The following is a 10,051-nucleotide window of genomic DNA, read 5'->3' as shown; positions in this document are numbered from 1 at the left end:
GCAGCACTCACAGGTGCGCCTGGTCGATCGCCGACTGCAGCGACTGGATGTAGCCGTCCGAGGTGAAGGTGGCCCCCGAGATCATGTCGATGCTGGCGCTCTGCCTCTGCACCACCTCGTCGTTGAGCATCGGCACGGCCTGGGAGTTGATCTCCTGGTCACGCGGGTCGTTCCACGGCACCTGGATGACGGTGGCCTTGGTGATCTTGCCGTTGGCGACGGTGATCTCCACCTGCACGGCGCCGTAGCGGGTCATGACGGCCGCGCCGTCGTACGTCGTGGCGGTGGACGTGCTCGTGGCCTTGGGCGTGGCGGGGGCGCTGGAGCCGCCGGAGGCGCTGCCCGAGCTGCTGCTGCTTGTGCCCGAGCTGGAGCTCGTGCCGCTCGTCGGTGTCGTCGCGCCGTTGGCCGCAGCGGCCCCGTTGGCCGAGCCGACGGCGCTGGCGACGGGAGTGCCGGCGCTCGAGGTGGAGGTGTGGTAGCTGAACAACAGGACAAGGGTCGTGAGTGTGGACAGCGCCCACAGGGTGATGCGTCGCATCGCGGTGCTCCTCAGTAGACGAATCGTTCGAGGTGGATGTGGTCGGCGGGCACGCCGGAGTCGAGGGCGGCCTGTCTGGCCGCGTCCATCCAGCCTGGGGACCCGCACAGGAAGACGTCATGCTCGGCGACATCGGGGACGAGCTGGGTCAGCGCCTCGGCGTCCGACAGGTGTGCCGCTGTCGCAGGGAGCCAGGAGCTGCGCCCCGGCACTCGTGGCCCGGGCACCGTGACGTACCGTGCGCCGAGCCGGCTCGCCAGCTGCTGGAGCTCGCCACTGAGGAAGAGCTCGTCCGCGCTGTGAGCTCGGTGCACGACGACGACGTCCCCGGGTGACTGCTCCAGCCCCTCGAGCAGGGCGCGCAGTGGCGTGATGCCGATGCCGGAGCCCATGAGCAGGACCTTGCGGCGGGTGCGCACACCGGGGTGGAGTCGCCCGTAGGGTCCCTCGACCAGCACGCGCGTGCCGGGCCGCAGCCGGGCCATCCGGTCTGTCCCGTCGCCGACGTGGGCCGCGGTGATGCGCAGGTGGCGGCCGTCGGGAGCAGCGGACAGCGAGAACGGGTGAGCCCGGGACCAGCCTCGACCGTCGAGGAACCGCCACTGGAAGAACTGACCCGGTGCCGGCTGGAGCCGCTCGACGCCCGCTCCTGCGACGACGACCGAGGTCACGCCAGGGCCTTCAGCATGCACGGCGGCGACGCGCAGCGGCGCGCGCCACGAGCGGTAGAGCGGCAGCCCGATGCGGTAGACCAGGACGGCGCCGGCACACACGGCATACAGGGTCCACCAGAAGACCGTCGACGCGGTCGAGCGCAGGAACTCCTGGCCGGTCCACAGCTGGTGCGGGAGGGCCAGGCCCGCACCGAGGTAGCCGTACAGGTGGATGAGGTGCCACGACTCGTAGCGCAGCCTGGCCCTTGCCTTCTTCACCGACGTCACGACGACCATGCAGAGGGCGACGGTGCCGGCAACGGCGAGCAGCATGCCGGGGTAGTCGACGACGAAGCTCACGATGGTGCCCCACAGCCCGGCGGAGCTGCCCGCGGCATAGCCCAGGGTGATGAGCACGATGTGGGCCCACAGCAGGTTGAACGACGTGAAGCCGACGTAACGGTGGGTCCGTGCCAGGGCGTCCTGGCCCCAGGCCTGCTCGAACCACGGGACCCGCGCCATCAGGAACACCTGCACGAGCAGGAGCGCCGAGGCGATGAGTCCGGTCAGCCGCCCGAGGCTGGTGAGCCCAGTGCCCAGAGCCCCCAGGTCCTGGATCCCGCCGTTGCTGACCCACAACGAGGTCACCCACACGAGGACGAGCCAGAACAGGCTGACGGAGGCATCGCGCCACCACAGCGGGACGGGCCGGAAGCGGGGCGGCTGGTATGCCGGGGCGGCGGCGCTCGCCGTGCGGGAGGGCCGCTGGGTGGAGAGCTCGGTCGTGGTCACCCCCTGACGATGTGGCGCGAACCTGGGTGTCCGCTGTGCGCTCCCCATGGCTGGTGCATGAGCCTGTCTAGGTCCACAGCCCGATGACCGAGCCGCCGATCCGGACGATGAAGGCGAGCAGCACGACGACGAAGACCACGCGCACGAACCTGCTTCCCCGCGCCACCGCCGTGCGCGCGCCGGTGTAGCCGCCGACGACGTTGGCTGCCGCCATCACGAGCCCGATCCCCCACATCACGTGACCACCGGGCACGAACACCGTCAGGGCGCCGAGGTTGGTGGCGGCGTTGGCGATCTTGGCCTTGGCGCTGGCCTCCAGGAAGGCGTAGCCCATCAGCCCGACCAACGTGAAGACGAGGAACGAGCCCGTCCCAGGCCCGAGCGCGCCGTCGTAGACGCCGATGACGAACCCGGTGAGCATCGCCACCACCGTGTGCCGGTGGCCGTCGAACCGCAGGGCCGTCTCGTGGCCCAGCGCGGGCCTGGCGACGGTGTAGGCGCCGACCACGACCAGCATGACGAGGATGACCGGGTTGAAGGCGCTCTTGGGGATGTGCAGACCGAGCACCGCTCCCCCGACCGCGCCGACGTAGGCCACCGCTGCCATCGGCAGAGCGGTGCGCAGGTCGGGCCGGATCCTGCGCCAGTAGGTGACCGAGCTGGTCGTGGTCCCGAAGATCGAGGCGAGCTTGTTCGTGGCGAGGAGCTGCGCAGGCAGGGCGGCCGGGAACCCGAGCACCAGCGCCGGCAGCTGGACGAGGCCACCACCGCCGACCACGGCGTCGACCCAGCCGGCGCCGAAGGCGGCCAGCGCCATGAGCAGGATGGTGCTGAGCGCGATGTGCCCCACTACGCAGTCGGCTCGCTCTCGGAGAGCCAGCCGTCGACGATGTCGAGGATGTCGATCAGCTCGTGCGCCTGGGCGTCGGGCGTGGCCTCGACGGCGACCCGCTGGTTGCTCGGGATGTCGGAGTGCGGGATCCAGATGGCGCGCATGCCGACCTGCTGGGGGCCGTGCACGTCCTCGAACAACCGGTCTCCGACGTAGACCGCCTCGTGCGGCTCGACACCGACCGCGGCGCAGGCCGCGCGGAAGGCATCGGGGTGCGGCTTCACGCAGTGGATCTCGGAGGAGTAGACGTCGCCGTCGAGGAGGTCGAGGACACCGTCGCGCTGGAACACCTCGCGGTGGTAGGCGCGGGTCCAGATGGTGTTGGACAGGACCCCCACGCGCAGGCCGCGGTCGTGCAGCCCCTGCCAGAGCGGTCGGACCTGGGGGTCGGTGTGGGTGTGCGGCTCCCAGAAGCGGTGGTATGCCGCGAGCGCCAGGTGGTGCCGGTCGTGGGCCGCGTCGACGCCGGCCTCGGCCAGTATCTCGCTGATGGACGCGCTCTGGTGGGTCTGCCTGCCCAGAGACCAGGCCTGCTCCTCGGCCTGGTGGAGGCGGACGGCGAGCGAGTCGGCCTCGGCCAGCTCCTCGGGAGGCATGTGGGTGTCCTCGACGGGCAGGCCGTGGACCTCCCGGGCGAAGACCCGCCACTGCTGGGGCAGGTCGACCTCGTGCCAGGGCGTCAGGGTGCCACCCCAGTCGAAGATGACGGCCCGCAGGGCGTGCTGGGCCATCAGGCGGCTCCGCCGCCGACCGGCCGGGCCACCTCGGCGACGACCTCGGCGACCACGTCACTGACCGGGACGACCCGGCGCTCACCGCTGGCGCGGTCCTTGATCTCGACGGTGCCGTCGGCCAGGCCCTTGCCCACGACGACGATGGTCGGGACGCCGATGAGCTCGGAGTCCTTGAACTTCACACCCGGGCTGACGCCCTTGCGGTCGTCGAACAACACCGATACGCCCTGCGCCTCGAGCTCGCGGGTGATCTGCTCGGAGGCCGTGAAGACCTCCTGGTCCTTGCCCGTCGCCACGAGGTGGACGTCGGCGGGGCTCAGCTCGCGCGGCCACACCAGACCGAGCTCGTCGTGGTTGCCCTCGGCGACACAGGCCACCGCGCGCGAGACGCCGACACCGTAGGACCCCATGGTCACCGTCTGGAGCTTGCCGTTCTGGTCGAGCACCTTGAGACCGAGCGCCTCCGCGTACTTGCGGCCCAGCTGGAAGATGTGTCCCATCTCGATGCCGCGAGCGGACTCCAGCGGGTGGCCGCAGCTCGGGCACTCGTCACCCGGGCGCACCTCGGCGGCCTCGATCGTGCCGTCGGCGGTGAAGTCCCGACCAGCGACGAGGTCGATGACGTGCTTGCCGGGCCGGTCGGCCCCGGTCACCCAGCGGGTGCCCTCGACGACCCGGGGGTCGAGGAGGTAGCGCACCCCGGAGACCGACTCGCTGCCCAGCGCCCCGGGCCCGATGTAGCCCTTGACCAGAGCGGGGTTCGCGGCGAAGTCCTTCTCGTCGAACGCCTCCACGGCCGCCGGCTCGACCTGTGCACCGAGCCGCTTCTCGTCGATCTCTCGGTCGCCGGGCACGCCGATGGCCAGGGGCTCGCGGGTGCCGTCGGGGTGGACGAGGGTCACCAGGACGTTCTTCAGCGTGTCACCGGCCTGCCACACACGGTCCTCGCGGGGGAAGGCCTCGTTGAGGTGGGCGACCAGCGTGTCGATGGTGGGGGTGTCGGGGGTGTCCTCCGCATGCGCAGCCGGCACCTCGGCATACGGGAGGGCGTCCGGGACGGGCACACGCACGGCCTCGACGTTCGCCGCGAACCCGCAGTGGGGGCAGTGGACGTAGGTGTCCTCGCCGTTCTCGGCCGTCGCGAGGAACTCCTCGCTCTTGCTGCCGCCCATAGCGCCGGCCATCGCCTGGACGATGACGTAGTGGAAGCCGAGTCGGTCGAAGATGCGGATGTAGGCGTCACGGTGCAGCTGGTACGCCTTGTCGAGCCCTGCCTCGTCGAGGTCGAACGAGTAGGAGTCCTTCATGACGAACTCGCGACCGCGCAGCAGGCCCGCGCGCGGACGGGCCTCATCGCGGTACTTGGTCTGGATCTGGTAGAGCGACAGCGGGAGGTCCTTGTACGACGAGCACAGGTCCTTGACCGTGAGGGTGAACATCTCCTCGTGGGTCGGCCCGAGCAGGTAGTCGGCCTCCTTGCGGTCCTTCAGGCGGAAGATGTTGTCGCCGTACTCCTCCCACCGGCCGGTCGCCTCGAAGGGCTCCTTGGGCAGGAGGGCGGGGAACAGCAGCTCCTGGGCTCCGATGGCATCCATCTCCTCGCGGACGATGGTCTCGACGCGACGCAGGACCTTCAGGCCCAGCGGCAGCCAGGTGTAGATGCCGGGGCTGACCCGCCGGATGTAGCCGGCCCGGACGAGCAGCTTGTGGCTGGGCAGCTCGGCATCGGCCGGGTCCTCGCGAAGGGTTCGCAGGAACAGGGTCGACATGCGCAGGGCCACGGGCTCTCCTCGGTTGGCGGGCAACGTCTCGAAGGATATCTGCCGGTATGCCGCACCGTGCCACGCAGGCCGGGTCAGCGGCCGGCGGCCTTGAGCGCGGTGCGGATCAGCGGCACCTGCAGCGGAAGCCGGGCGAGCGTCGCCGCGAAGGCTGCCTGCGCCCCGGGCGTCCCGGTGCGTCGAGCCCGCTTGCCGTAGTTCGCGCTCATCTGGAGGTTGCCGGGCAGGATCGCGACGAGCAGGGCGGCACTCGCCCAGCCGGCGGGGCGACGCGTGCGTGGGTGCAGCAGGCCGGCCGCGCAGGCCAGCTCGGCGACGCCCGAGACATAGATCAGCTCGCGACGGCGCGGCAGGGACCTCGGGACCAGTGGCTCGAAGACGTCGGGCTTGGCCAGGTGCGTCACGCCCGAGGTGAGGAACAGCCCAGCCAGGCCGACGAGGTCCTTGGTCAGCGGTGCGACGGTGCGTGTCATGGCGTCATCCTGACAGGGAGCGGGCCGATCGCAGCGGTGGGTCCGTGCCGGAGCGCCCGATATCCGCGCGTTCCGGCACCACCGGGGCCGCGGTCTCAGAGCAGCACGGTCGAGAACGTGCCGACGTCCTCGAAACCCACATGACGATAGGTCGAGCGCGCGCTGGCGTTGAAGTCGTTGACGTACAAGGTGACCCACTTGGCTCGGGTCGCCATCACCTGCTCCACCACCGCAGCCATCATCGGCACGGCCAGCCCCCGCCCGCGCAGCTCCGGGTGCAGCCACACCCCCTGCAGCTGGGCGCAGCCGAGAGCGACCGACCCCACGTCGGCCTTGAACACGACGGTCCCGTCCTCGACGACGACGAAGGTGTGGCCCCGGTCGATCAGGGCCTGCAGAGCCTGGCGGTATGCCGCGCCGGAGCCGGTGTAGGGCGGGTAGCCGATCTCGCCCTCGAACATCTGCGCGGCTGCCGGCATGACGAGGTCGACCTCGGACAGGGTGGCCGGGCGCACGCGGTCGTCCAGCGCGACCCCGAGCTCGGAGGGCCGGGTCATCGTGCTCATGAGGGGCTGGCTGCTGCGGACGGCCCGAGCCGGGCCCCACGTCGGCCCGAGGTGGCGCCACAGCTCGGAGACCTGGTCGGCCGGCCCGAGGATCGAGGCACAGTGGCGGCGCCAACGGCGGACCCGGTCGGCGAAGAAGCCGAGCGAGTCGGCATCCGTCTGGACGGGCACGAGGTTGGCGCTCGACCAGCAGACGGACCTCAGTGTGCCCTCGGTTCGCAGGCCGAGCAGCGTGCCGGGCTGGGTGGTCAGCACCCCCTCGAGGAGGCGCGCGGCCACGAAGACGTTGGCCGGCAGGTCCTGGGCGCACAGCTGCAACGCGTCGTCGCGGTCCGACGGCGACAGTGCATGGACCGGGTTGCGGGTGCGGAGCACGTCGACAGCCTAGGCGGTCGAGCCGTGGTTGCGACCCACCACAATGTCGAAGCGGCGAGGAGCCTCAGCCGACGACGACGCTCGGGGCGCCGGCGGGCTGCTCCTCGCTCTCGCCCATCTCCTCGGCGATCCGCATGGCCTCCTCGATCAGGGTCTCGACGATCTGGCTCTCGGGCACGGTCTTGACGACCTCGCCCTTGACGAAGATCTGACCCTTGCCGTTGCCCGAGGCAACCCCGAGGTCGGCCTCACGTGCCTCCCCGGGGCCGTTGACCACACAGCCCATGACAGCGACGCGCAGCGGCACCTCGAGACCCTCGAGGCCTGCGGTCACCTGGTCGGCAAGGGTGTAGACGTCGACCTGGGCGCGACCGCACGACGGGCACGAGACGATCTCGAGCTTGCGCGGCTTGAGGTTGAGCGACTGGAGGATCTGGTTGCCCACCTTGACCTCCTCGACGGGAGGCGCGGACAGCGAGACCCGGATGGTGTCGCCGATGCCCTTGGACAGCAGCGCCCCGAACGCGGTGGCCGACTTGATGGTGCCCTGGAACGCCGGACCCGCCTCGGTCACCCCGAGGTGCAGGGGCCAGTCACCCCGCTGCGAGAGCAGCTCGTAGGCCTGCACCATGACGACCGGGTCGTTGTGCTTCACCGAGATCTTGAAGTCGTGGAAGTCGTGCTCCTCGAACAGCGAGGCCTCCCAGACGGCCGACTCGACGAGCGCCTCGGCCGTCGCCTTGCCGTACTTCTGGAGCAGCCGGGGGTCGAGCGACCCGGCGTTGACGCCGATCCGGATCGAGACGCCCGCGTCCTTGGCCGCCTGCGCGATCTGCTTGACCTGGTCGTCGAACTTGCGGATGTTGCCCGGGTTGACCCGCACCCCCGCACAGCCGGCGTCGATGGCCGCGAACACGTACTTGGGCTGGAAGTGGATGTCGGCGATGACGGGGATCTGCGACTTGCGGGCGATCGCCGGCAGCGCGTCGGCGTCGTCCTGGCTGGGGCAGGCAACGCGCACGATGTCACAGCCGGCCGCCGTCAATTCCGCGATCTGCTGCAGGGTGGCGTTGACGTCGGAGGTCAGCGTGGTCGTCATGGACTGCACCGAGACCGGCGCGTCACCGCCGACCGCCACCGTCCCGACCTGGATCTTGCGGGACTTGCGCCGCGGTGCCAGCACCGGTGGCGGAGCGGTCGGCATTCCCAGCGAAATCGGTGTGCTCATCGGTGTGTCATCCTCGCCTCGTCACTGAGCGCCCCGGCGATCGGCCGCGGCCCTCGACCTCAAACGTACTCGTGCCGGACGGGGTGTCCGGCAGCCGTCGCTAGCGCAGTTCGAGCAGGTCGACGACGAAGATCAGGGTCTCGCCGCCCTTGATGGCACCGCCGGCACCGCGATCGCCGTAACCGAGGTGCGGCGGGATGATCAGCTCGCGACGGCCGCCGATCTTCATGCCCTGCACGCCCTGGTCCCAGCCGGCGATGACGCGTCCTTCGCCGAGTGGGAAGGTGAACGGTGCCCCGCGGTTGTAGCTGGCGTCGAACTCCTCCCCGCTCGAGTGGGCGATACCGACGTAGTGCACGACGGCCTGCTGCCCGGCCTGGGCGGTGGCTCCCTCGCCCTCGACGAGGTCGCGGATCTGCAGTTCCCCGGTCAGGTCTGCGGTCGGGAAGTCGACCTCGGGCTTGGTCGGACGCGTCACGGTTGGCTCCTCAGGTTGGTTGATCGATGGGTGTTTCGCGGTGCCGGGCACCAGGGTCAGTTCAACGAGATGGGCTTGACGATGTCGGCGTACAGGACGAGGACCGAGAACACGATCAGCACACTGGCCACCACGTACATGACCGGCACCAGGTTCGCGACGTCGACGAAGATCAGGTGCGGCCGCTTGCGCAGCCGGGCGATTCCCCGGCGGACGGACTCGACGATGGCGCCCGCGACGTGGCCACCGTCCAGCGGCAGCAGCGGCAGCAGGTTGAAGAAGAACAGCAGCAGGTTCACCCCGGCGAGCAGACTGAGCAGGGTGGAGATCTTGTCCAGCACCGAGATCTTCTTGCTGTCGGCGATCTCGCCGCCGATCCGGCCGAGGCCCACGACCCCGACCGCGCCTTGCTGGTCCCGCGGCTTGCCTTCGAACACGGTGCCGAACAGGCTGCCGATCTTGCTGGGGAAGTTCCTGAGGGCATCCACGCTCAGACCCAGTTGCTGCCAGACCAGGCTGCTGAGTCGTCCCGGCCCGAGTCGCTGGTAGGCCTGGGTGGTGCCGATGCCGATGAAGCCGGCCTGCTTGGTGCGGGTTCCCTGGTCGTTGGCGAACTTGGTGGTCTGCACCGGCGTGATCGTGAGCTCGACCGGCTTACCGGCCCGCAGCACCTCGATGCTCAACGGCTTGTTGGCCGATGCCTCGATGATCGAGACCGACTGCGACCACCTGGTGATCTGCTGCCCGTCGATCGCGGTGATCCGATCGCCCGGCTGCAGCACCCCGTTGGCCGGCGCCTTGACGAAGCCGGAGCTGCCCGGCGCAGGGCAGTCGAGCACCTTCGCGGTCGCCGGGACCACGCACTTGCTGACGGCGGCCACCGTGGTGGTCGGCCCCTTGGCCCCGATCACGCCGTACAACAAGATCGTGATGAGCAGGAAGATCAGCAGGTTCATGGTCGGGCCGCCGAGCATGATGATCATCTTCTTGCCCGGGGTCAGCCGGTAGAACTGGCGGTCCTCGTCCCCGGCGTGCACCTCGGCCCGGCTGGTCTCGCGGAACTCCTCGACCAGCGTCGCCATCCGGGTCGGCCAGCGGCTCTTGCGACCGTCCCTGCGGGGCGGCACCATGCCGATCATCCGGATGTAGCCGCCCATCGGCACGGCCTTGAACCCGTACTCGGTGTCGCCCTTGTGGCGGGAGAACAACGTGGGCCCGAAGCCGACCATGTACTGGGTGACCTTCACCCCGAACTTCTTCGCCGGCACCATGTGCCCGATCTCGTGCAACGCGATCGAGGCCAACAGCCCGAAGGCGAAGGCGAGCACACCGAGGGCGTAGAGCACGCGGGGTCCTTTCCGGTGGTGGGCGAACGTCCATTGTGCCTGGGTCGTGGCTGCACCGCCTGTGCGACCCGGTTACGGGTGAGCCGGGGGTCCTCTCGGGCTCAGCCGGCGGTGACCACCGCCCGCTCGGCCCGGGCTCGTGCCCACCTTTCCGCCTCTTCAACATCGGAGACGTCCCGCGGGTTCCCGGCG

Annotated in this window: 10 protein-coding genes; all 10 read right to left on the bottom strand. The window is 70.0% G+C overall.

Annotation, left to right across the window (positions count from 1 at the left end):
- Positions 1–7 precede the first annotated feature (7 nt).
- A complete protein-coding gene (locus tag VGN50_RS05535; RefSeq protein WP_327443690.1) occupies positions 8–541 on the bottom strand; it encodes an FMN-binding protein in 534 nt (177 codons plus the stop codon).
- A gap of 11 nt (positions 542–552) precedes the next feature.
- Positions 553–1,986 carry a ferredoxin reductase family protein gene (locus tag VGN50_RS05530; RefSeq protein ID WP_327443689.1) on the bottom strand — a complete coding sequence of 478 codons (1,434 nt, stop codon included), beginning with the start codon at positions 1,984–1,986 and terminating at the stop codon, positions 553–555.
- Between the two features lie 67 nt (positions 1,987–2,053).
- Complete coding sequence (locus VGN50_RS05525) at positions 2,054–2,803, bottom strand: TSUP family transporter (protein WP_327443688.1); 750 nt, start codon at positions 2,801–2,803, stop codon at positions 2,054–2,056.
- 32 nt (positions 2,804–2,835) lie between these two features.
- Entirely contained in the window at positions 2,836–3,609 is a 774-nt protein-coding gene (locus tag VGN50_RS05520; RefSeq protein ID WP_327443687.1) for an HAD family hydrolase, read from the bottom strand.
- Positions 3,609–5,393 carry a proline--tRNA ligase gene (locus VGN50_RS05515; RefSeq protein WP_327443686.1) on the bottom strand — a complete coding sequence of 595 codons (1,785 nt, stop codon included), beginning with the start codon at positions 5,391–5,393 and terminating at the stop codon, positions 3,609–3,611. The genes VGN50_RS05520 and VGN50_RS05515 overlap by 1 nt, the downstream gene beginning before the upstream one ends.
- A 74-nt stretch (positions 5,394–5,467) precedes the next feature.
- Positions 5,468–5,866 (bottom strand): DoxX family protein, encoded by a 399-nt coding sequence (locus tag VGN50_RS05510; RefSeq protein ID WP_327443685.1) that lies wholly within the window; start codon positions 5,864–5,866, stop codon positions 5,468–5,470.
- 95 nt (positions 5,867–5,961) lie between these two features.
- Positions 5,962–6,807: a GNAT family N-acetyltransferase gene (locus tag VGN50_RS05505; RefSeq protein ID WP_327443684.1), complete on the bottom strand. Its 846-nt coding sequence runs from the start codon at positions 6,805–6,807 to the stop codon at positions 5,962–5,964.
- Positions 6,808–6,871: 64 nt separating this feature from the next.
- Positions 6,872–8,035, bottom strand: coding sequence for a flavodoxin-dependent (E)-4-hydroxy-3-methylbut-2-enyl-diphosphate synthase (gene ispG / locus VGN50_RS05500; RefSeq protein WP_327443683.1), 1,164 nt, complete (start codon positions 8,033–8,035; stop codon positions 6,872–6,874).
- Between the two features lie 100 nt (positions 8,036–8,135).
- Positions 8,136–8,513, bottom strand: a complete 378-nt coding sequence (locus tag VGN50_RS05495; RefSeq protein ID WP_327443682.1) for an FKBP-type peptidyl-prolyl cis-trans isomerase — start codon at positions 8,511–8,513, stop codon at positions 8,136–8,138.
- A gap of 56 nt (positions 8,514–8,569) precedes the next feature.
- Positions 8,570–9,859 carry a site-2 protease family protein gene (locus tag VGN50_RS05490; protein WP_327443681.1) on the bottom strand — a complete coding sequence of 430 codons (1,290 nt, stop codon included), beginning with the start codon at positions 9,857–9,859 and terminating at the stop codon, positions 8,570–8,572.
- Between the last annotated feature and the right edge of the window lie 192 nt (positions 9,860–10,051).

The sequence above is a fragment of the Pedococcus sp. genome (genome assembly GCF_036000045.1).
Classification (GTDB): domain Bacteria; phylum Actinomycetota; class Actinomycetes; order Actinomycetales; family Dermatophilaceae; genus Pedococcus.
Note: the sequence above shows the minus strand (reverse complement) of the source record. Positions and strands in the feature narration are given on the sequence as shown.